Below are 20202 nucleotides of genomic sequence, written 5' to 3'. Positions count from 1 at the left end.
GCTACCTCGCGGACGATCGGGCTACCTCGCGGCTTCGGGGACCGCCCCGACGTCCTGCGCCGGGCGGGAGACGGCGGCGAGCGAGCGGCGCGCCGACGGGATCACCAGGACCACTGCCACGAACGCGGTGAGCAGCGCCCCGGCGACCACCAGGAGCGACTCGACGGCGTACCGGTCCGCGAGCGGACCGAACACCACCATGCTCAGCGGCATCGCGACGGTCATGACGATGCCCACGAACCCGAAGACCCGTCCCTGCATCTCGAGCGCGACCGTCTCCTGCAGGATCGACATCGCCGGGGTCGACATCAGCGTGAACGCCGCGCCCACGCCGAGGCCCAGCGCGTAGAAGACCCACAGGTTCCCGGCGACGCCGAGGCCGGCGGTGAGCACGCCGGCGCCCAGCGTCGCCCCCACGACCAGCGCGACGCGGTGGCGCACCCGAGGCCCCAGGAACGCCATGAGCAGGCCGCCGGCGAGCATCCCCGATGCCCAGAAGATCTCGTTGGCGGTGAGCTTCCACACCTCGGTGCCGAAGGTCCGGGTGACCATGAGCGGCGTCAGGTACGACGGCGCGCCGACCAGCAGCATCGTCACCGCGAAGATCGTCATCAGCCACCGCACCGGGGCGTGCGTGCGGATGTAGCGGACCCCGGCGGCGAGGTCGCCGAAGTAGCTCACCGGCGCGCCCTCGTCCGACCGCACGAGCCGCGGGACCTTGACGAGCAGCAGCAGGCCCACGCCCACCAGCGCGGTGACGACGTCCAGGAAGAACACGGCGACGATGTCGAAGTTCGCGTAGATCGCGGCGGCGAGCGCCGGCGCGAGGAGCATCATGCCCGACTGGATCGTCTGGTTGATCCCGTTGACGCGGATGAGCTGCGAGGCGGGGACGATCTGCGGCACCATCGCGCTCACCGCCGGCGTCTGGATGCCGGCGAAGGTCGACCGCACGGCCAGCGCCGCGTAGATGACCCACAGGTCGTCGACGCCCGACAGCATGAGCAGGGCGAGCCCGAGCGTGACCACGGCGATGGTGCTGTCGGCGCCGACGATGAGGAGCTTGCGGCTGTGCCGGTCCGCCCACACACCGCCGAAGATCGAGACGAACGCCTGGGGCAGCATGCCGAACACGATGCTGAGCATCAGCACCGAGCCCGACTGCGTCAGGATCGTCAGGTGCCACATCACGGCGAACTGCACCAGCATCGAGCCGAGCAGGGAGACCGTCTGGCCGGTGAGGAAGATCGCGATGTTCCGCTTCCACCGGGGGTCGTCCTCGGCGACGCCGGCCCTCGGGTCGGTGACGGCGCTCCCCCCGTCCTCGGTCGTCGGGGCGGTCGTCGGATCGGTCGGGCCGGTCGGGGCGGTCGTGGTGTCGGACGCGGAGCTGCGGGCGGGATCGGTCATGGTCCGGTCGGGCCTTCGTTCGTCGGGTCGTGGGCGTGCGGCGGGCCGCGGACGGGCTGACAGTGCGGGCCGGCGGCGCCCGTGCCGGGTACGACCGCGAGCGGGCGCGGCACTCATCGGCGCCGCGGTGGACGCACCGCCCGTCGCGGGCCCCGCTCTCGATCCTGCCTTGTAGCCTGACGGCGTGCCGACCTCTTTTCCGCCCCGAGACGCGCTGCACCGCCAGGCCGGGGACGGCTGGGTGCGCTGCGGCGACCATCGGCACTGGGGCCTGCACGGGGCCGCCGGCCTGCTGCTCGCGCGGCGTCGCGGCGCCCCCGGCACCGGCGGCGCCCCCGGCCCGGTGACGGACGTGGTGCTGCAGCACCGCGCGCTGTGGTCCCACCAGGGCGGCACGTGGGGCGTGCCGGGCGGGGCGCTCGCGCCGGGCGAGACCGCCGTCGAGGGGGCCCTGCGCGAGTCCCTCGAGGAGGCGGCGATCCCGCCCGAGGCCGTCGGCGTCGTCGGCACGCACGTGCTCGACCACGGCCCGTGGTCCTACACGACGGTCGTGGGCGAGGTCGCCCCCGGGGCCGTCGTCGAGCCCGCGCCCGCCGACCCGGAGAGCCTCGACGTCCGCTGGGTCGCGCTCGAGGAGCTCGACGGGCTGCCGCTGCTCCCCGCGTTCGGCGCGGCGCTGCCCGACCTGCTCCGCCTGCTCGACCACGGCGCCGCGGCGCCGTCCTGACGACCGGCCCCTTCCCCGTGCCCGCGTCGGGATCCGCATGGCGACCATGCTCGGACCTCGACCGCGGTCGAGGTCAACCCCCCGCCTGGCGTCGGGTGCGGATCAGCGCAGCTGGCCGTGCAGCACGCGCGCCGCCTCCGCGATCGAGCCGGAGAGCGACGGGTACACGGTGAACGAGTCCGCGACGTCGTCCACCGTGAGCCGGTGCGCGACGGCCAGCGTGATCGGGAAGATCAGCTCGCTCGCCCGCGGGGCCACGACCACGCCGCCCAGCACGGCCCCGGCGTCGGGGTGCGCGAAGAGCTTCACGAAGCCGTCGCGCATGCCCAGCATCTTGGCGCGGGGGTTGCGCGCCAGCGGCAGGGTGGTCGTGACGTACCGGTAGCCGCGCTCGCGCAGCTTCTCCTCGCTGAGGCCGACGGTCGCGATCTCGGGGGCCGTGAAGATGTTGGCCGCGACGCGACCCGGCTTGAGCGGCGCGACTGCGTCGCCGAGGGCGTGCGACATGGCGATGCGTCCCTGCATGGCGGCGACGGACGCGAGGGGCAGCACCCCGGTGCAGTCGCCGGCGGCGTACACGCCGGGCACCGAGGTGCGCGACACGCGGTCCACCTCGACGTGGCCGGTCGCGGAGAGCCGCACGCCCGCCTCCTCGAGCCCGAGGCCTGCGGTCGACGGCACCCCGCCGACGGCGATGAGCACGTGCGAACCCTCGACGACACGACCGTCCGAGAGCGTGACGGCGACCCCGTCGGCGGTGCGCTCGGCGGAGGCGGCGCGCGAGCGGGACATGACGGTCATGCCGCGGGAGCGGAAGACGCCCTCGAGCAGCTCGGCGGCGTCCATGTCCTCGCCCGGCAGCACGCGGTCGCGGGAGGAGACCAGCACGACCTGGGAGCCCAGCGCCTGGTACGCGCCGGCGAACTCCGCGCCGGTGACGCCCGAGCCCACCACGATCAGCCGCTCGGGCAGCTCGGTGAGCCGGTACAGCTGGGTCCAGGTGAGGATCCGCTCGCCGTCGGGGACAGCGGTGGGCAGCGTGCGCGGGGTCGCGCCGACCGCGAGGAGCACGGTATCGGCGTCGAGAGTCGTCGTCGCGACCGTGCCCGTCTCCGTGCCCTCCTCGACCACGACCCGCGACGGCCCGTCGAGCCGGCCGGTGCCGGTGACGATGTCGACGCCCTCCCGCTCCAGGCGCGCGTGGATGTCGCGCGACTGCGCGTCGGCGAGCGCGAGGACGCGCGAGTTCACGGCCTTGAGGTCGACCAGGTCGCGGCGCTCGCCCGCCGGGGCCTCGCCGCGGACTCCGAGCTCCGGCCCCTGCTCGGCCGTGGTGAACCACTCGGCGGTGGCGATGAGGGTCTTGGACGGCACGACGTCGGTGAGGACGGCGGCGCCGCCCAGGCCCTGCCGCTCGACGACGGTGACGCGGGCGCCCAGGCGGCGGGCCACGAGGGCGGCCTCGTAGCCGCCGGGGCCGCCGCCGACGACCACGACGTGGGGGGCGCGAGGATCGGACTCGGGGACGCCGGGGGTGGGGGCGACGGTCGAGGCAGGGGTGTCCGGGGAAGGGGTGTTCGCGGGAGGCACGGAGGCCATTGTGTCAGGCCGCGGGGGCCCCTGCGCCGGCGCGGCGGCGTGCCCCGCCCCGGACTACCCTCGGGACCATGAGCACCACGAGCCGCAGCGTCGGGGACCTCGACGACCCGACTACCGACCCGTTCGACGTCGCCCGCGCCGCGGCCGACCACATCGCCGAGGCCACGGGGGTGCCCGGCCACGACGTGGCGCTGGTGCTCGGGTCGGGCTGGGGCGGTGCCGCCGAGCTGATCGGTGACGTCGTGGCGGAGATCCCCACGCACGAGATCCCCGGCTTCGCCCGGCCGGCCGTCGCCGGCCATGCCGCGACCACCCGCTCGATCCGGGTGGAGCGCCCCGACGGCTCGGTGCGGCACGCGCTCGTCATCGGCGGCCGCACGCACCTGTACGAGGGCAAGGGCGTGCGCCGCGTCGCGCACGGCGTGCGCACGGCCGCCGCCACGGGCTGCGAGACGGTCGTCCTCACCAACGGGTGCGGCGGCCTGCACATCGCGTGGCGCCCGGGCCAGCCGGTGCTCATCCGCGACCACATCAACCTCACCGGCACGTCCTCCCTCGAGGGCGCCACGTTCGTCGACCTCACCGACCTGTACTCGCCCCGCCTGCGCGAGATCGCCCGCACCGTCGACCCCGAGCTGCCCGAGGGCGTGTACGCGCAGTTCCACGGCCCGCACTACGAGACGCCCGCCGAGGTCAAGATGGCCGGCCTCATGGGCGCCGACCTCGTCGGCATGTCGACCACCCTGGAGGCGATCGCCGCGCGGCACGCCGGCATGGAGGTGCTGGGCGTCTCGCTCGTGACGAACCTCGCCGCCGGCATCAGCCCGCAGCCGCTGTCGCACGAGGAGGTGCTGGAGGCCGGCCGGACGGCCGGACCGCGCATCAGCGAGCTCCTCGCCCGTATCGTCACCGCCCTGTGACCTGAGCACCCGACCGAGGGAGTCCGCCATGAGCCTGGACACCGACGACCCGGCCTACGAGCCGGCCACGACGGGTACCGACCTGCCCACGCTGCTCGACGAGGTGGAGCGCTGGATCCGCTACGACGTCGACGACGACGACAAGGCGGAGCTCTCCCGCCTCGCCCAGCAGACGACGTCCGAGCGGTCCAGCACCCGCGAGCACGCCGTGGCGCTGCTGCGCGACCGGTTCGCGGGCACGCTCCAGTTCGGCACCGCGGGGCTGCGGGGCGCGATGGCGCCGGGCCCGAACCGGATGAACCGCGCCGTCGTGACCACGGCGGCCTCCGGGCTCGGCACGTACCTCACCTCCGTGCTCCGACGCGGCGTGCCGGCGCGCGTCGTGGTCGGCTACGACGCGCGCGACCGGTCGTCCACCTTCGCGGCGGACACGGCCGCGGTGCTCACCGCCGCAGGGCACGAGGTGCTGCTGCTGCCCGCCGCCCTGCCCACCCCGGTGCTCGCGTTCGCCGTGCGCCACCTGGACGCGGACGCGGGCGTCATGGTCACCGCGAGCCACAACCCGGCGCAGGACAACGGCTACAAGGTGTACCTGGGCGGCCGGGTCGTGACCGACGCGGGGCAGGGCGCGCAGATCGTGCCGCCGCACGACGCCCGCATCGCCGAGGCCATCGCGTCCGCGGGCCCGCCGTCGGGCGTACCGCGGGCGGAGTCCGGCTGGCAGGTCCTCGGCCGTGAGGTGGTCGACGCGTACGTCGCGTCGGTGCACGACCTCGCCGAGCGCGCCGGCACGTCCACCGGGCCGCAGGAGCGCGCGGCGCTGCGCATCGTCACGACCTCGCTGCACGGCGTCGGCGGCCGTGTCCTCGCCCGGGTGCTGGCCGACGCCGGCTTCACCCGGGTGCTGCCCGTCGAGGAGCAGCTCGACCCCGACCCGGCCTTCCCCACGGTCCGGTTCCCCAACCCCGAGGAGCCGGGCGCGATCGACATGGCGGTCGCGCTCGCCGAGGCGCACGCCGACCTGGTCATCGCCAACGACCCCGACGCCGATCGGTGCGCGGTGGCCGTCTACGACCCCAGCTACGGCACCCACCAAGGGGCCGAGACGGCGCGCTCGCACGGCTGGCGCATGCTGCACGGCGACGAGGTGGGCGCGCTGCTCGGGCGGGAGGCGGTACGCCGCATCGCCCAGGGCGGGATCGAGGCGCCGGACGGCTCCGGCGGGCCCGTCGTGGCGTGCTCGGTCGTGTCGTCGCGCGTGCTGTCGTCGATCGCCGTGCGGTACGGCGTCGGGCACGCGACCACCCTCACCGGGTTCAAGTGGATCTCGCGCACCCCGGGTCTGGTGTTCGGCTACGAGGAGGCGCTCGGCTACTGCGTGGACCCCGCCCACGTCCGCGACAAGGACGGCCTCAGCACCGCGGTGCTCGTCGCGCTGCTCGCGGCCCGGGAGAAGGCGGCGGGCCGCACGCTGGTCGACGCGCTCGACGACGTGGCGCGCGAGAACGGCCTGTTCGTCACCGACCAGCTCTCCGTCCGCTTCGACGACCTGGAGCGCATCCCCGAGACGATGGCGCGGCTGCGCACGTCGCCGCCGCGCACGCTCGCGGGGGCCGGCGTCGCCCAGGTGCTCGACCTGTCCGACGGCATCGACGGCCTGCCGCCCACCGACGGCATCGTGCTGCTGGGCGGCGACGACACCCGCGTCGTGGTGCGCCCCAGCGGCACCGAGCCGAAGGTGAAGTGCTACCTCGAGGTCGTGGAGCCCGTGGACCCCGATGCGACGGCGATCGACGTCGGCCGGCAGCGCGTCGCGGCGCACAAGAAGCTCGACAGGATCAAGGCCGACCTGCGGACGGCGTTGGGCCTCGCCGGTTGAGCCTGTCGGGGCCGGGTCTCGACGAGCTCAGCCGGCGACGGTGAGGGCGGCGTCGTCCTGCTCGACGGCGGTCTTCCACTCGCCCTTGCGCGCACGCCAGTCCTCGTCGTCGCTGCCGCGGCGCCAGTACCCCGACGCCGACAGCAGCTCGCGCGGCACGCCGAGCTCGGCGCGGACCCAGCGACGCAGGTCGCGCACGCAGCCCGCCTCGCCGTGCAGGAAGACGTGGGGCGCGCCGGCGGGGAACGCCCCGGCGGCGTGCGCGGCGCGGACCGTGCCGGCGAGGCCGACCCCGTCGCCGCTCCCCCGGTGCACCCAGGTGAGCGTCAGGTCGGCAGTGGTCTCCAGCGGCAGCTCGTCCGCCGGGCCGGGCACCTCGACCACCGCGTGCGCGACGGCGCCCGCGGGGAGCGCCTCCAGGGCCGCGGCGACGGCCGGCAGGGCCGAGTCGTCGCCGACGAGCAGGTGCCACGGCGCGGCTGCGTCCGGTGCGTAGTCGCCGCCCGGGCCCATGAAGGAGACCTCCTCGCCCGGCTGGACACGCGTGGCCCACGGCCCTCCCACGCCCTCGTCGCCGTGCACCACGAGGTCGATGTCCCACTCGGCCTCCCCCGACGTGCCGGCGGCCGCGCCGCGGGCCGCGCGCACCGTGTAGGCACGCAGCAGCGGCCTGCCGTCGGTCAGCTCGCCGAGGACGAGCTTCACGTAGCTGTCCGTGTGCCCGGTGGGGTCGAGGGTGGCGAGCTCGGGGCCGGCGATCGTGACCCGCACCAGGTGCGGGGTGAGGCGGCGCACGGCCGAGACGGTCGCGTGGTGAGGGGTGCGCTTGCGGGCCGGCGGCCCGACGGGCGTCCCAGGCTGGTTGTCAGACATGGTGAGGCGAGCCTAACTTCCTCGGGGCACCAGTCCCGGTGTGAGGTCGGTCACCATGCCGGCTGCGCGCTCATGCCCGGGCGAACCGTCGCACCCCGGCCGCGGCGAGACCTGCCGCGAGCGCCAGCACCAGCCCGGCCGTCACGGCACCGGGGCCGGCGCGCTCGAGCAGCCAGGCCGCGGCGGCCACCACGAGCCACCCGCGCAGGTACCAGGCGCCGAGCACGAGCATCGACATGTCGCCGTTCGGCGTCATCATCGGGGTGAAGAGCCCCGGGGGCGCCGCCGTCGCGCCGGCCACCCAGACGCGCGCGCCGAGCGCGAGCCCGGTCAGGACGAGCACCGCCACGACGGCGTCGGCCCCCGCACCCACCGAGCTCGCGGCGGCCACCAGCAGGGCGAGGGCCACGGGCACCACTGCGTGGCCGGCGACGGCACGGCCGGTCGTCCCGGGCAGGAGGGCGCCGGGCTCCGGCTGCGCGGCGAACGCGTGCAGCCCGTCGGCCCAGGTGCGTGCCGCGCCGTACAGCGCCAGGGCGCCCGCGACGGTCGCGAGCGCGGGGCCGCCTTCCGTGCCGAGGCGCACGAGCAGCGCACCGGCGCACCCCGCGACCAGGGTGGCGACGGCAGCCGCGGGGCGGCGACGCAGGCCGAGGAGGTCGCGCGCCAGCAGGGGCGCACGGCGCAGCAGGACGGCGGGCAGGCCCGCGGCGCGGCCCGCATGGACCCGCGGCCCGAGGACGTCCGCCACCGCGCCGGAGTCGCCGCCCACCAGGCCGCGCCCGGCCGTCACCGTGCGCGCCTGGCCCGCGGCTGCCCGGTCGACGTCGAGCTCGTCCGGCAGCACCCGCACGACCAGCCACGCCGACAGCAGCCCGACGACGGCGACCAGCGCGGCGCCCGCCAGGACGCCCGTCCGGGTCCCGGGCAACGCCTGGCCGGACATCGCCACCGCCGCCGCCGTCGGCGTCGCGGCGCCCAGGGCCGCCACGGCGCCGAGGGCCAGGAGCAGCACGGTGACGCCCACCGCGGCACGTCGCCGTCGCGGAGCCTGCGCCGCCGAGCCGACCGCCAGCGGCACCTGCGCCAGCAGCGCGGCGACTGCCGCGGCGCCGAGGAGCACGGGGGGCGGGGCGGCGGCCGGGCCGCCCGCGAGCCCCGCCGCGGCCGCGGTCGCGACGAACGCGCCGACGGCCCCGGCGCCCAGCGTCAGCAGCAGGGCACGGCCGCGCAGCACGTCGCGGGCGCGGAACTGACCGCCGAGGGCGAAGGTCACCTCGGCCGGGCTGGTCCACAACGGCCCGCCTGCCCGGGCCGCCGCGAGCCCCGCGGCGCACGTCACCCCCAGCGCGAGTGCCGACCCGGCGACGACGAGCGCGGCAAGCGCCGTCGGGCCGTCCGGGACCGGCACGGCCGCAGCGGCCTGCGCGAGGGCCGACCAGAGGATCGGCCCGTAGACCAGCGCGAGCAGCACCACGCCGTAGCCGAGGTAGACGCGGTCGTGCGGGTCACCGCCGGACTCCGCCGCGCGCAGCGCGAGCGTCCGGCGCCGCAGCGACGCGACCCACCGCCGCCAGCGCCGGTACGGCACCCGGGCGCCGTCGTCGACGTGCGCCATCGTGCTCACGACACCACCACGCCAGCCGACGTCGCCATCGCCATCAGCACGGTCCCCGTCGTCGCGGTTCCCGTCGTCGCGGTTCCCGTCGTCGCGGTCCCCGTCATCGCGGTCCCGGGGCGGCGAGCTCGACCTTCCGGCCCCGGCGCGCGAGGTCGGCGCGCAGATCCGGGTCGTGGGTCGCGACGAGCAGCGCCCGGCCGGCGTCCAGCGCGCCGTCGACGAGGCGCCGGGCGACGGCGCGCCAACGGGCGTCGAGGCGCTGCTCCGGCTCGTCGAGGAGCACGAGTCGGGCAGGCCGGTAGAGCGTCGTCGCGAGGGCGAACATCTGCCCCTCGCCGGACGACAGCTCCCCCGGCAGCTGGTCGCGCACCCGGTCGAGCTCGGCCGCGGCGAGCGCCGTCTCGACGTCCGGCCCGGGGTGGCGGCCCGCCCACGCCGACGCGACGAGGCGCAGGTGCTCGGCCACCGTGAGGTCCGGGTACGCGGACAGGCCGCCGAGCAGCACGGCGACGTCCTCGCGGCGCCGCAGCCGCGCCCGGTCCGCGGGGAGCCCCAGCACCCGCACCTCGCCCGTGGTGGGCTCGTCCTTGCCCGCGACGAGCCGCAGCAGGGTCGACTTGCCGCTCCCGTTCGGCCCGACGACGGCGGCCGCCTCGCCGGGACCGAGCGTCAGCGACGTCGGTGCGAGGACCTGCACCGTCCCGTGCGTGCGGGACGCGGCGCGGACGTCGACGAGCGGCTCAGTAGCCACTGCCACCGGCAGGCGCCGCCCCGCCGGTGAAGCCCGCGAGCACGCCCGCGGTCCCGGACAGGCCCAGCCGCGTGGCGCCGGCACCGATCATGGCGAGCGCGTCGTCCAGCGTCCGGACCCCGCCGGAGGCCTTGACGCCCAGCGCACCCCCGACGGTCTCGGCCATGAGGGTCACAGCGTGCGCGGACGCGCCCCCGGCCGGGTGGAAACCCGTCGACGTCTTGACGAAGTCGGCGCCGGCATCCTGCGCGGCGCGGCAGACGGCGACGATCTCGTCGTCCGTGAGCGCCGCGGCCTCGATGATCACCTTGAGCAGGTGCGCGGCGGGCACGGCCGCCCGCACGGCAGCGATGTCGGCCCGGACGGCGTCGAACGCGCCCTCCTTGGCCGCGCCGACGTCGATCACCATGTCGACCTCGTCGGCGCCGTCGGCCACGGAGCGGGCGGCCTCCGCCGCCTTCACCGCGCTGACGTGCTTGCCGGAGGGGAACCCGCACACGGTCGCCACCGCGAGGCGGCCGGCTGCGACGCGCGACGCGTGCGCGACGAAGGTGGGCGAGATGCAGACCGAGAACACGCCGAGTCGGACGCCCTCCTCGACCAGCGCGGTGACGTCGGCCGTCGTCGCCTCCGGCTTGAGCAGCGTGTGGTCCACGTACTGCGCCAGCGCGATCGCGTCGGCGGGGAGGTGCCGGGCGGTGTCGTTCATCGCTGCGCTCCCTCGACCCGCTGGTACCCCGGCAGGATGACGTCGTCGACGAGCGCGCGGCGCTCGTCGTGGTGCATGAACGCGCTCCACGCGGCCGTCAGCGTGACGTCCGCCAGGTCGTCGATCGTCCAGCCCGCCTCCGCGACGAGTCGCGTCATCTCGTGCGTCATGGAAGTGCGGGACATGAGCCGGTTGTCCGTGTTGACCGTCACCGCGAAGTCCAGCTCCTTGAGCCGGGTGATCGGGTGGTCGGCCACCGACGTCGCCGACGGGGTGGCGCCCGTCTGCAAGTTGGAGACGGGCGCCACCTCGAGCGGAATCTGGTGGTCGCGCACCCAGTGCGCCAGGCGCCCCAGCTCCGCGCGCCGCTCGCCGTCGTCGTCGAAGCCCACGTGGAACGTGATGTCCTCGACGATCCGCACACCGTGCCCGATCCGGTCGGCCTGCCCCAGGTGCACGGCCTCGGCGATCGACGCGGGGCCGGCGGCCTCGCCGGCGTGGATCGTCGTCGGGAAGTCCTGCTCGGCCAGGTAGCGCCAGATCTCCGCGTGCCGGGACGGCGGGAAGCCGTCCTCGGGGCCCGCGATGTCGAAGCCCACCACGCCGCGGTCGCGGTACGCGACGGCCAGCTCGGCGATCTCCTGCCACCGGTCCGTGTGCCGCATCGCGGTGACCAGCTGCCCCGCGCGGATGATCTGGCCGCGGGCGGCGGCCTCGCGGATACCCTCGTCGATGCCCGCCTGCACGGCCTCGACCGTCTCCGGAAGGCTCAGGCCGCGGGCGAGGTGCTGCTCCGGCGCCCAGCGCTGCTCGGCGTACACGACACCGTCCGCGGCCAGGTCGAGCACCGCCTCGCGCGCCACGCGTACCAGGGCGTCGGCCGTCTGCATGACGGCGATCGTGTGGTCGAACGTCTCCAGGTAGCGCACCAGCGACCCCGAGTCCGCCGACTCGACGAACCAGGTGCCGAGCGCGGCGGCGTCGTGCGCCGGCAGCTCGTGGCCCACCTCGGCAGCCAGCTCGAGCACGGTCTGCGGTCGCAGGCCGCCGTCGAGATGGTCGTGCAGGAGCACCTTGGGCAGGGCAGGGATCACGTCGACGAGGGCTTGCGTCATGGGGCCAACCTACCGGCCGTCAGCCTCGTCGTCGGCGTCGGGCTCGTCCAGGCCCGGCACCTCCTGGCTCTGCTCGACGACGTCGGCCTCCGCGGCCTCGCCGTCCAGGTCGGGCCGGGCGTGCCGCGGCTGGTACTCCTCCGCGCGGCGCTCGCCCGCCGCGTCGTCGGGGGCCGCCTCGTCCTGCGTCAGGGCGTCCTCGACCAAGCTCGTGGTGTCGTCGGGGTTCTCCAGCCCGGCGTCTCGCCGGGCGTCCTCCGGGACGGTGCTCATGGAGCCCTCCTCCTTCGCTCGACGGCAGTGCGCTCCCATCCTGGCCCCGGGCCCGATGGCGCGCCAGAGGGAGATTCCGTGGCGCGACCAGGTCTCGTGCGTCAGCCGCGCGCGTCGCGCGGCAGCAAGGCCCACACGACGTGCGGCCAGCCGCCCAGCGCGGGGGCGAGCAGCCGCCGGGCCCCGCTCCCGGGACCTCCCGGCGCGAGGAGCCCGGCGACCGGTACCGCGTGCAGGCGGCCTGCCGACGGCTCGTACAGCGTCGCGAGCCCGCCCCGCACGGCCGTCAGGAGGACGACGTGCCGCGGCACCGCCGTCGCCGCTCCGCGCGACAGGTCGCCGCCCGTGTAGAGCGGGACGGGCACGCCGGCGGCCGCCGCCCCGGCCGCCGCGACCAGCACCTGCGGGGCCGAGCGCCCGCCCACCACCCGGTGGGTGTAGCGCACGCGGCCGTACCGGGCGACGCGGGCCGCACCCCACGGCGGCGTGCCGAGGCCGGCGGGCCAGGCCGGCAGCCCGCCCGGGCCCCGGGTGGTGCGCGCGTGCAGGGCCCGCTGGGCGGCCGCGAACGACGCGGCGGCACCCCGCGGACGACGGCTCAGCTCGAGCGCCTGCCGCGGGTCCCCCGCGAGCGCCAGCATCGTCAGCACGGCCGACCCGCAGGTGCGCTCGTCAACCTGCCGGGCCGGGGCGACCACACCCTCGTCCGACGGGAGGGACAGCGTGCGCGGGCGACCCGGGACCGGCGACGGCGCGTCGCGACCCAGCGGGTCGAGCACCCGGGCCCGCAACGCCGGGGCGAGCGCGTCGAGCGCCGCCACGAGATCGGCGGGCGGCTCCGGCCGGGCGAACCTCCCCGCCGGCGCCGGCGCGGGCAGCGGGCCGGCGAACATGCCCAGCCTCGCCAGGGCGTCCGACAGACGCAGCGCCGGCACGGCTCGCCCTCCCTACCGGCTCAGCCGACCCGGTCGAGCACGAGCGGCCGCGGCCCGGCGGAACCGGCGTCGTCGACCGACCACCGCCCGGCGAGCGCCGCGCTGGCACGCTCGAAGCGCGCGGGCGTGTCGGTGTGCAGGGTGAGCAGCGGCTGCCCGGCCGTGATCTCGTCGCCCGGCTTCGCGTGCAGCTCCACGCCCGCCCCGGCCTGCACGGGGTCCTCGCGACGCGAGCGCCCCGCCCCGAGCCGCCAGGCGGCGATGCCCACGGCGTAGGCGTCCAGGCGGGTGACGACCCCGGACCGGTCCGCGAGCACCTCCCGCCGCTCGCGCGCCCGGGGCAGCGGCGCGTCCGGGTCGCCGCCCTGCGCGGCGATCATCCGGCGCCACACGTCCTTGGCGCGTCCGTCGCCCAGCGCCGCCCGCACCTCGGCCTCCGGCACGGGGCGGCCCGCGCCCGCGAGCATCTCGACGGCCAGCGCCACGGTGAGGTCGACGACGTCGGCAGGTCCGCCGCCGTCGAGCACCTCGACCGACTCCCGCACCTCGAGCGCATTGCCCGCGGTGCGCCCGAGCGGCACCTCCATGTCCGTGAGCAGCGCGACCGTGCGCACGCCAGCGTCGGTGCCGAGGTCGACCATCGTGCGGGCGAGCTCGCGCGCCGCGTCGAGGTCCTTCATGAACGCGCCGGAGCCCACCTTGACGTCGAGGACGAGCGCGCCGGTGCCCTCCGCGATCTTCTTGCTCATGATCGAGCTGGCGATGAGCGGCACGGACTCGACGGTGCCGGTCACGTCGCGCAGCGCGTAGAGCTTCTTGTCCGCGGGAGCGAGGCCCGCGCCCGCGGCGCAGACCACCGCGCCCACGTCCTCGAGCTGGGCCATCAGCTCCGCGTTGCTCAGGGACGCGCGCCAGCCCGGGATCGCCTCGAGCTTGTCGAGGGTGCCGCCCGTGTGTCCCAGCCCGCGGCCCGAGAGCTGGGGCACGGCCACCCCGAAAGACGCCACCAGCGGCGCGAGCGGCAGCGTGATCTTGTCCCCCACGCCCCCGGTGGAGTGCTTGTCCGACGTGGGGCGCGACAGTCCGGAGAAGTCCATCCGCTCGCCCGACGCGATCATCGCGCCCGTCCAGCGGGCCACCTCGGGTCGCGTCATGCCCCGCAGCAGGATCGCCATCGCGAGGGCCGACATCTGCTCCTCGGCGACGGCGCCGCGGGTGTAGGCGTCCACCACCCAGTCGATCTGGGCGGCCTCGAGCGGGTGCCCGTCGCGCTTGGTGCGGATGACGTCGACGGCGTCGAACGGCTCGGCGCCCGGCGTGCCGGTCATGTCGTCTCCCTTCGCCGGTGGCGCTCCAGGTCCGGTGCGCCGAACGCGTCCGGCAGCACCTCGGTCATGGGCACCACGCCCCGCACCGAGTCCACCAGCAGGTCGGGGCCGCCGTGCTCCCACAGCAGCTGACGGCACCGCCCGCAGGGCATGAGCGTCTCCCCCGCGCCGTCGACGCAGGTGAAGGCGACCAGGCGCCCGCCGCCGCCCGTGACGAGCGCCGACACGAGCGAGCACTCCGCACAGAGCGTCACCCCGTAGGCGGCGTTCTCCACGTTGCAGCCCACCACCACACGGCCGTCGTCCGCGAGCGCCGCGGCGCCGACGGGGAACCCCGAGTAGGGCGCGTAGGCCCGGCCGACGACGTCGCGCGCCGCCGCCCGGAGCGCGTCCCAGTCGACACGGGGGGCCGCCGCCGCCGCGACCTGCCCGGTGGGCGTCACGTCACCCATCGCTACTCCTTGGTGTAGGGGGTGCCCGACGCGGCGGGTGCCCGGGACCGGCCGACCAGGCCGGCCACCGCCAGGAGCGTCACCAGGTACGGGAGCATGAGCATGAACTGGCTCGGCACGGGCGACCCGACCACGGACAGCACGTTCTGCAGGTTCGTCGCGAACCCGAACAGCAGCCCTGCCAGGGCGGCGCGCAGCGGGTCCCACTTGCCGAAGATGACCGCCGCGAGGGCGATGAAGCCGGCGCCCGCCGTCATCTCCCGGCCGAACTGGTTGATCGACACCACGGTGTAGAACGCGCCGCCGAGGCCGACCACCGCGCCGCCGATGAGGACCGCGCGGTAGCGGGCCTTCACGACGTCGATCCCGACCGTGTCCGCCGCCTTGGGGTGCTCGCCCACCGCGCGCACCTGCAGGCCCCAGCGGGTGCGGAACAGGGCGTACCAGACGGCCGGCACCGCGATGTACATCAGGTACACGACGATGGTCTGGTTGAACAGCACCGGCCCGATGACGGGGATGCTCTCGAGCAGCGGGATCGGCAGGCGCTCGAAGCGCGTGGTCGAGTTGAGCGTCTCGGCGTTCGGCACGAGCAGCTCGGAGTAGAAGAAGCTCGTCAGGCCGATCACCAGCACGTTGAGCACGACGCCGACGATCACCTGATTGACCTTGTAGGTGATGGTGAACGCCCCCAGCACGAGGGCCACCAGGGCGCTCGCCACCACGGCCGCCACCAGCCCGGCCCATGGGCTGTTCGTGATCGAGCCGACGATGGCGGCGACGAACGCGCCGGCGAGCAGCTGCCCCTCGATCGCGATGTTCACCACGCCCGCGCGCTCGCCCACCACGCCGCCGAGGGCGCCGTAGACGAGCGGGACCGACAGCCCGACGGCGCCGCCCAGCAGGCCGACGACGGACAGGTCGCGCGGGCTGCCCGCGGCGGCCCAGGCGAGGAAGCCCACCAGCAGCGCCACCGCGAAGACCGCGATCGCCCAGGTGGGCACGCGCCGGCCCGCGCGGGTGCGCACCACGGCGTACCCGAGCACGAGGAGCCCGACGGCGCCGCACACCCAGGCGGTGGCCATCGCCGGCACGACGATGGTGGACAGGACGACGAAGTCCGTGCTCGTCGAGAGCGCGAACCGCGCGGATCCCTCGTGGGGCGCCAGCAGCAGGAGCAGCGCGTACAGCACGAGCACCACGCCGAGGCCGACGGCGGCCTTCCACGTCGCCGTGCTCACGGTGCGCTGCGCCGCCCGGGCGTCGGGCCCGGCCGCGTCGACGGTCGTGGCGGTCATGCCCGTCCTCCCTCGGTGGTGCCCGTGCTCGCGGCGCGACGGCGGTCCCGCCGGGTCTCCCGACGCCGGGGTGTGCGCTCGGGCTGCGGCAGGCGGAAGATCGCGCGCACCAGCGGCGGGGCGGCGATGAACAGCACGATCAGGGACTGCACGACGAGCACGATCTCGATCGGGATGCCCTGCGCGGCCTGCATCGCCGAGCCGCCGGCCTTGAACCCGCCGAACAGGATGCCGGCGCCGAGCACGCCCCACGGCGACGAGCCGCCGAGCAGCGCCACGGTGATCGCGTCGAACCCGATCCCCGCGTCGATGTCGACGCTGAAGCCCGTGGTCACGCTGCCCAGCACCTGCTGGGTGCCCGCGAGGCCGACCAGGCCACCGGCCACGAGCATGACGAGCACCGTGGTGCGGGAGACGTCGATCCCGGCGACGCGCGCGGCCTTGGGGTTCTCCCCCACCGCGCGGAACGCGAAGCCCGCGCTCGACCGGTTGAGCAGCCACCACACGCCCACGACCGCGAGCAGCGACAGCACGAAGCCCCAGTGCAGGTTGTACGAACTGCCGAGGAGAGGAGGCAGCACGGCCGAGTCCTGCATCGGCGGGGTCTTGGGGTTCGCCGACCCCGGCGCCTGCATGAGCCCCGGCGTCGCCAGGAAGTAGGACAGCAGGTAGAACGCCACGTAGTTGAGCATGATCGTGACGATCACCTCGTGGGCGCCCGTGCGTGCCTTGAGCAGGCCCGCGATGCCGGCCCACAGCGCGCCGGCGGCGATACCGGCCACCAGGCAGAGCAGCAGGTGCCACGGGAAGGGCAGCCCGGTGACGCCGAAGCCGATCCAGCCGGCGGCCGTCGCCGCCATGAGCATCTGGCCCTGGCCACCGATGTTGAACAGCCCGGCCCGGAAGGCGAGCGCGACGCCGAGGCCGGCCGCGATGAGCGGCGTGGCGTTCGTGAGGGTCTGCGTCAGCGGCCGGATGCCCTGCGCGAACGAGTCCGCGCCGAAGTTGTAGACCGCGCCCTGGAAGAGCGCGGAGTACGCGCCGCCCACGGCCTGCCCGATCGCGGCGAACGTGTCGGCCGGGCGCGCGAAGAAGTACGGCGCCGACGCCAGCACGTTCTCGTCGGTGACCACGATGAGGATCGAGCCCGCGACGACGGCCAGCACGATCGCGCCGAGGGCCACGGCCCAGCCGCCGGACGTCGCGCGGCGCAGCGCGTCGCGCCACCGGTCGCCCGACTCCTCGACTGCCGGGGCGGCCTCGCGCGCGACCTCCTGCTCCAGCTCCTCCGCGAGCCCGGGCTCCGCGACGGCGTCGACCGACCCGATCGCCTCGCCCAGCGGCGAGTCGGGGTCGACGTCGGCCTTGGTCAGGTCGGGTGCGGTCAGGTCGGGTGCGCCCGGCTCGGGAGTCTCGGGCCCGGGTGTGGTGCCGCCGAGGGCGGGCCCGTCCGGCTCCGCGCCGTCGGGGCGGGGCGTCTCGCCGCTCACGCCACGTCTCCTTCGTTCTCGGGGTCGGTCCCGGAGGCTTCCTCGGGCGGCACGCCGGCCATCATCAGGCCGAGCACGTCGCGCGGGGTCGTCGCGGGGACGATGCCGACCACCCGGCCGCGGTACATGACCATGATCCGGTCGGCGAGGGCGACCGCCTCGTCGAGCTCGGTGGACACGACCACCACGGGGATGCCCGTGTCGCGGGTCTCGACGATGCGCTTGTGGATGAACTCGATCGACCCGACGTCGACGCCGCGGGTCGGCTGGGCGGCGACGAGCAGCCTCAGCTCGCGGGAGAGCTCGCGCGCGAGGACCACCTTCTGCTGGTTGCCGCCCGAGAGTCGGCCCACGCGGGTCTCGATGCCCTGCGTGCGGACGTCGTACTCGGCGACCTTCTCGCGCGCGAACTCGTCGCGGGTGGCCAGCTGCAGCGCGCCGCGGCGCACGAACGGGGGACCGTCGGTCCGGTCGAGCACGAGGTTCTCGGCGATGGTGAACTCGCCGACCAGTCCGTCCTCGGAGCGGTCCTCGGGCACGAACCCCACGCCCGACTGCAGGATCCGCCGCACCGACCGGCCTACCAGCTCCTTGCCGTCGAGCCGCACGCTGCCGGACACGGAGCCCTGCAGGCCCACGAGCGCCTCGGTGAGCTCGGTCTGGCCGTTGCCCTGCACGCCCGCCACGGCCAGCACCTCGCCGCCGCGCACCGTGAAGCTCACGTCGTCGACGAGCACCTGCCCGTCAGCCCCCGTGACCCGCAGGTCGGAGACGACGAGCTCGCTCTCCGTGGGGCGCGGGGCGTCCTTGCGCACGGTCAGCTGGACGGCGCGACCCACCATGAGGGAGGCCAGCTCGCCATCCGTCGCAGTGGGGCTCGCCTCGCCGACGACCTTGCCGTGCCGCACCACGGTGATGCGGTCCGCGACGGCCCGGACCTCGCGCAGCTTGTGCGTGATGAAGACGATCGCGGCGCCCTCGTCGCGCAGCTGGCGCATGATCGCCATGAGCTCGTCGGTCTCCTGGGGCGTGAGCACCGCGGTCGGCTCGTCGAAGACGAGCACGTCGGCGTCACGGGAGAGCGCCTTGATGATCTCGACGCGCTGCTGCACGCCGACGGGGAGGTCCTCGACGACCGCGTCCGGGTCGACGTGGAAGCCGAACCGACCGGCGATCTCCGTGACCCGGTCCCGCGCGCTGTCGAGGTCCAGGACACCGCCCGCCCGCGTCGACTCGTGCCCGAGCATGACGTTCTCGGCCACCGTGAACACCGGCACGAGCATGAAGTGCTGGTGCACCATCCCGATGCCGGCGGCCATCGCGTCACCGGGCCCGTCGAACGTCCGGACCTCGTCGTCCAGCAGGATCTGCCCCTCGTCGGCCTGGTACAGGCCGTAGAGCACGTTCATCAGGGTGGACTTGCCGGCGCCGTTCTCGCCCAGCAGGCAGTGGATCTCGCCCGGCGCCACCACCAGGTCGATGTGGTCGTTCGCCACGAGGGCGCCGAAGCGCTTCGTGATGCCGCGCAGCTCGAGCCGCATGCTCTGCCTTCCATCGATCGAGGAGTCGTCGAGGCCGGGACCGACGCATCGTCGTCAGCCTCTCACCGGGACGGTGTCGACGCCGCCCCGCACAGGTCGTGCGCGGGCCCGCGGGGTGATCCCGCGGACCCGCGCACGGGCGTCAGAGGTGTGCCGGACCTGCGGTCACTCCTGGCCGGAGAGGTAGGACTTCACCACGACGTCGCCGGAGATGATCTGCTCCTGCAGCGCCGTCACCTCCTCCATCAGGGCGGGGTCGACCTTGTCCTCGAAGTTGTGCAGCGGGGCGATGCCCACGCCTTCGTTCTCGAGGGTGCCGACGTAGGGCGTCGCGTCGAACTCGCCCTTGCCCGCGGCCACGACCGCCTCCTCGGTGGACAGGTCCATCGCCTTGAGGACCGACGTGAGCACGTAGTCCTGAGTGGACGGGTCGGACTCGAAGAGGTCCGCGTCCGCACCGATGAGGGCGATGTCCTTGCCCGAGTCCTGGATCGCGGCGATCGCGGACTGGTAGATCGGCCCACCCACCGGTAGGAGCACGTCGACGCCCTGGTCGATGATGTTCTGCGCCGTGGTCTTCGCGGTCTCGTTGGCCTCGAAGCCGCCCGTGAACGAGCCCTCCTCGCCGCCCGAGAAGCCGACGACCTCGACCTTGGCGTCCTTGGTCTCGTTGTAGTACTCGACGCCCTGCTTGAAACCGTCCATGAAGATGGTCACGGTCGGGTACGGCTGGCCGCCGAAGGTGCCGACCTTCCCCGTCTCGGAGTACCCCGCCGAGAGGTAGCCCGCCAGGAACGCGGCCTGCGCCGTGTCGTACAGCAGCGGCTTGATGTTCTCAGCGTCCGTCTTGCCGTCGAAGTCCGCGTCCGCCGCGTCGTCGATGATGATGTACTCGGTCTCCGGGTTCGCCGTCGCGGACTCGATCGTCGCGGCCGACAACGCGAAGCCGACCGAGACGATCGGGCTGCAGTTCTGCCCGACGAGCGACTCGACGTTCGGCTTGAAGTCGCTCTCCGACTGCGACTGGACGGACGTCAGCTTCACGCCGAACTCGTCCGAACCCGCGGTCGCCCCCTCGAAGCTCAGCTGGTTGAAGCTCTTGTCGTCGAACCCACCCTGGTCCGACACGATGCAGGGCTTGAAGCCCTCCACCGCAGAGGCGGTGCTGCCGCTGCTGCCGCTGCCGGACTCCTCGGGGGCCTCGGCGCAGGCCGCCAGCGCGAGCGCGGCGACGCCGGCGAGGGCGGTGAGCTGGATCGCTCTCTTCACAGTCGCTCCTGT

Annotated in this window: 17 protein-coding genes and 1 pseudogene; 3 read left to right on the top strand and 15 right to left on the bottom strand. The window is 75.0% G+C overall.

Annotated features, from left to right (window positions below; genetic code table 11):
* Positions 1-21: 21 nt before the first annotated feature.
* On the bottom strand, positions 22-1410 hold the full coding sequence (locus B5Y66_RS07845; protein ID WP_079573106.1) for an MFS transporter: 1389 nt from the start codon (positions 1408-1410) through the stop codon (positions 22-24).
* Between the two features lie 184 nt (positions 1411-1594).
* Between B5Y66_RS07845 and B5Y66_RS07840 the strand changes: the two genes are divergently transcribed.
* A complete protein-coding gene (locus B5Y66_RS07840) occupies positions 1595-2137 on the top strand; it encodes an NUDIX domain-containing protein (protein ID WP_079573104.1) in 543 nt (180 codons plus the stop codon).
* A 102-nt stretch (positions 2138-2239) separates the two neighbouring features.
* Here B5Y66_RS07840 and B5Y66_RS07835 read toward each other — a convergent pair whose 3' ends face one another.
* A complete protein-coding gene (locus tag B5Y66_RS07835; protein WP_079573102.1) occupies positions 2240-3736 on the bottom strand; it encodes an NAD(P)H-quinone dehydrogenase in 1497 nt (498 codons plus the stop codon).
* A 68-nt stretch (positions 3737-3804) separates the two neighbouring features.
* Here B5Y66_RS07835 and B5Y66_RS07830 point away from each other — a divergent pair, with 68 nt between their 5' ends.
* Together B5Y66_RS07830 and B5Y66_RS07825 are read left to right on the top strand one after the other, a co-directional pair.
* The gene (locus B5Y66_RS07830) at positions 3805-4656 is read left to right on the top strand and encodes a purine-nucleoside phosphorylase (protein ID WP_079573100.1); all 852 of its coding nucleotides are present in this window, start codon (positions 3805-3807) and stop codon (positions 4654-4656) included.
* A 28-nt stretch (positions 4657-4684) separates the two neighbouring features.
* On the top strand, positions 4685-6535 hold the full coding sequence (locus B5Y66_RS07825; protein ID WP_079573098.1) for a phospho-sugar mutase: 1851 nt from the start codon (positions 4685-4687) through the stop codon (positions 6533-6535).
* A 27-nt stretch (positions 6536-6562) separates the two neighbouring features.
* Here B5Y66_RS07825 and B5Y66_RS07820 read toward each other — a convergent pair whose 3' ends face one another.
* From B5Y66_RS07820 to B5Y66_RS07755, 13 genes and pseudogenes are all read right to left on the bottom strand, one after another.
* On the bottom strand, positions 6563-7408 hold the full coding sequence (locus tag B5Y66_RS07820; protein WP_079573096.1) for a siderophore-interacting protein: 846 nt from the start codon (positions 7406-7408) through the stop codon (positions 6563-6565).
* A gap of 70 nt (positions 7409-7478) precedes the next feature.
* On the bottom strand, positions 7479-9035 hold the full coding sequence (locus tag B5Y66_RS07815; protein WP_079573094.1) for a hypothetical protein: 1557 nt from the start codon (positions 9033-9035) through the stop codon (positions 7479-7481).
* A 94-nt stretch (positions 9036-9129) separates the two neighbouring features.
* A pseudogene (locus B5Y66_RS07810) lies at positions 9130-9765 on the bottom strand (ABC transporter ATP-binding protein); the annotation flags it as partial.
* Positions 9766-9769: 4 nt separating this feature from the next.
* Complete coding sequence (gene deoC / locus B5Y66_RS07805; RefSeq protein WP_079573090.1) at positions 9770-10489, bottom strand: deoxyribose-phosphate aldolase; 720 nt, start codon at positions 10487-10489, stop codon at positions 9770-9772.
* Complete coding sequence (locus B5Y66_RS07800) at positions 10486-11604, bottom strand: adenosine deaminase (protein WP_079573088.1); 1119 nt, start codon at positions 11602-11604, stop codon at positions 10486-10488. The genes deoC and B5Y66_RS07800 overlap by 4 nt, the downstream gene beginning before the upstream one ends.
* A gap of 9 nt (positions 11605-11613) precedes the next feature.
* The gene (locus B5Y66_RS07795) at positions 11614-11877 is read right to left on the bottom strand and encodes a hypothetical protein (protein WP_079573086.1); all 264 of its coding nucleotides are present in this window, start codon (positions 11875-11877) and stop codon (positions 11614-11616) included.
* A 101-nt stretch (positions 11878-11978) separates the two neighbouring features.
* The gene (locus B5Y66_RS07790; RefSeq protein ID WP_139820783.1) at positions 11979-12812 is read right to left on the bottom strand and encodes a hypothetical protein; all 834 of its coding nucleotides are present in this window, start codon (positions 12810-12812) and stop codon (positions 11979-11981) included.
* Between the two features lie 20 nt (positions 12813-12832).
* A complete protein-coding gene (locus B5Y66_RS07780) occupies positions 12833-14140 on the bottom strand; it encodes a thymidine phosphorylase (RefSeq protein WP_079573080.1) in 1308 nt (435 codons plus the stop codon).
* Positions 14137-14592 carry a cytidine deaminase gene (locus B5Y66_RS07775; protein WP_079573078.1) on the bottom strand — a complete coding sequence of 152 codons (456 nt, stop codon included), beginning with the start codon at positions 14590-14592 and terminating at the stop codon, positions 14137-14139. Before B5Y66_RS07775 ends, B5Y66_RS07780 begins: the two co-directional genes overlap by 4 nt.
* Positions 14593-14594: 2 nt before the next feature.
* On the bottom strand, positions 14595-15890 hold the full coding sequence (locus tag B5Y66_RS07770) for an ABC transporter permease (protein WP_079573076.1): 1296 nt from the start codon (positions 15888-15890) through the stop codon (positions 14595-14597).
* On the bottom strand, positions 15887-17380 hold the full coding sequence (locus B5Y66_RS07765) for an ABC transporter permease (protein ID WP_245806974.1): 1494 nt from the start codon (positions 17378-17380) through the stop codon (positions 15887-15889). Before B5Y66_RS07765 ends, B5Y66_RS07770 begins: the two co-directional genes overlap by 4 nt.
* Positions 17377-18921 (bottom strand): ABC transporter ATP-binding protein, encoded by a 1545-nt coding sequence (locus B5Y66_RS07760; RefSeq protein WP_079573074.1) that lies wholly within the window; start codon positions 18919-18921, stop codon positions 17377-17379. The genes B5Y66_RS07765 and B5Y66_RS07760 overlap by 4 nt, the downstream gene beginning before the upstream one ends.
* Positions 18922-19086: 165 nt before the next feature.
* On the bottom strand, positions 19087-20190 hold the full coding sequence (locus B5Y66_RS07755) for a BMP family lipoprotein (RefSeq protein WP_079573072.1): 1104 nt from the start codon (positions 20188-20190) through the stop codon (positions 19087-19089).
* Between the last annotated feature and the right edge of the window lie 12 nt (positions 20191-20202).

Source organism: Krasilnikoviella flava (genome assembly GCF_900167525.1).
Lineage (GTDB): Bacteria > Actinomycetota > Actinomycetes > Actinomycetales > Cellulomonadaceae > Isoptericola > Isoptericola flavus.
The sequence above is the reverse complement of the archived record's forward strand: the minus strand, read 5'-3'. Positions and strand labels throughout refer to the sequence as shown.

What these genes read in the sequence shown, in the direction of transcription:
- B5Y66_RS07800 (WP_079573088.1), bottom strand. Translation starts at nt 11,604, where the DNA reads ATGACGCAAGCCCTCGTCGACGTGATCCCTGCCCTGCCCAAGGTGCTC.
- B5Y66_RS07835 (WP_079573102.1), bottom strand. Translation starts at nt 3,736, where the DNA reads ATGGCCTCCGTGCCTCCCGCGAACACCCCTTCCCCGGACACCCCTGCC.
- B5Y66_RS07780 (WP_079573080.1), bottom strand. Translation starts at nt 14,140, where the DNA reads ATGACCGGCACGCCGGGCGCCGAGCCGTTCGACGCCGTCGACGTCATC.
- B5Y66_RS07820 (WP_079573096.1), bottom strand. Translation starts at nt 7,408, where the DNA reads ATGTCTGACAACCAGCCTGGGACGCCCGTCGGGCCGCCGGCCCGCAAG.
- B5Y66_RS07795 (WP_079573086.1), bottom strand. Translation starts at nt 11,877, where the DNA reads ATGAGCACCGTCCCGGAGGACGCCCGGCGAGACGCCGGGCTGGAGAAC.
- B5Y66_RS07775 (WP_079573078.1), bottom strand. Translation starts at nt 14,592, where the DNA reads ATGGGTGACGTGACGCCCACCGGGCAGGTCGCGGCGGCGGCGGCCCCC.
- B5Y66_RS07760 (WP_079573074.1), bottom strand. Translation starts at nt 18,921, where the DNA reads ATGCGGCTCGAGCTGCGCGGCATCACGAAGCGCTTCGGCGCCCTCGTG.
- B5Y66_RS07845 (WP_079573106.1), bottom strand. Translation starts at nt 1,410, where the DNA reads ATGACCGATCCCGCCCGCAGCTCCGCGTCCGACACCACGACCGCCCCG.
- B5Y66_RS07825 (WP_079573098.1), top strand. Translation starts at nt 4,685, where the DNA reads ATGAGCCTGGACACCGACGACCCGGCCTACGAGCCGGCCACGACGGGT.
- deoC (WP_079573090.1), bottom strand. Translation starts at nt 10,489, where the DNA reads ATGAACGACACCGCCCGGCACCTCCCCGCCGACGCGATCGCGCTGGCG.
- B5Y66_RS07830 (WP_079573100.1), top strand. Translation starts at nt 3,805, where the DNA reads ATGAGCACCACGAGCCGCAGCGTCGGGGACCTCGACGACCCGACTACC.
- B5Y66_RS07770 (WP_079573076.1), bottom strand. Translation starts at nt 15,890, where the DNA reads ATGACCGCCACGACCGTCGACGCGGCCGGGCCCGACGCCCGGGCGGCG.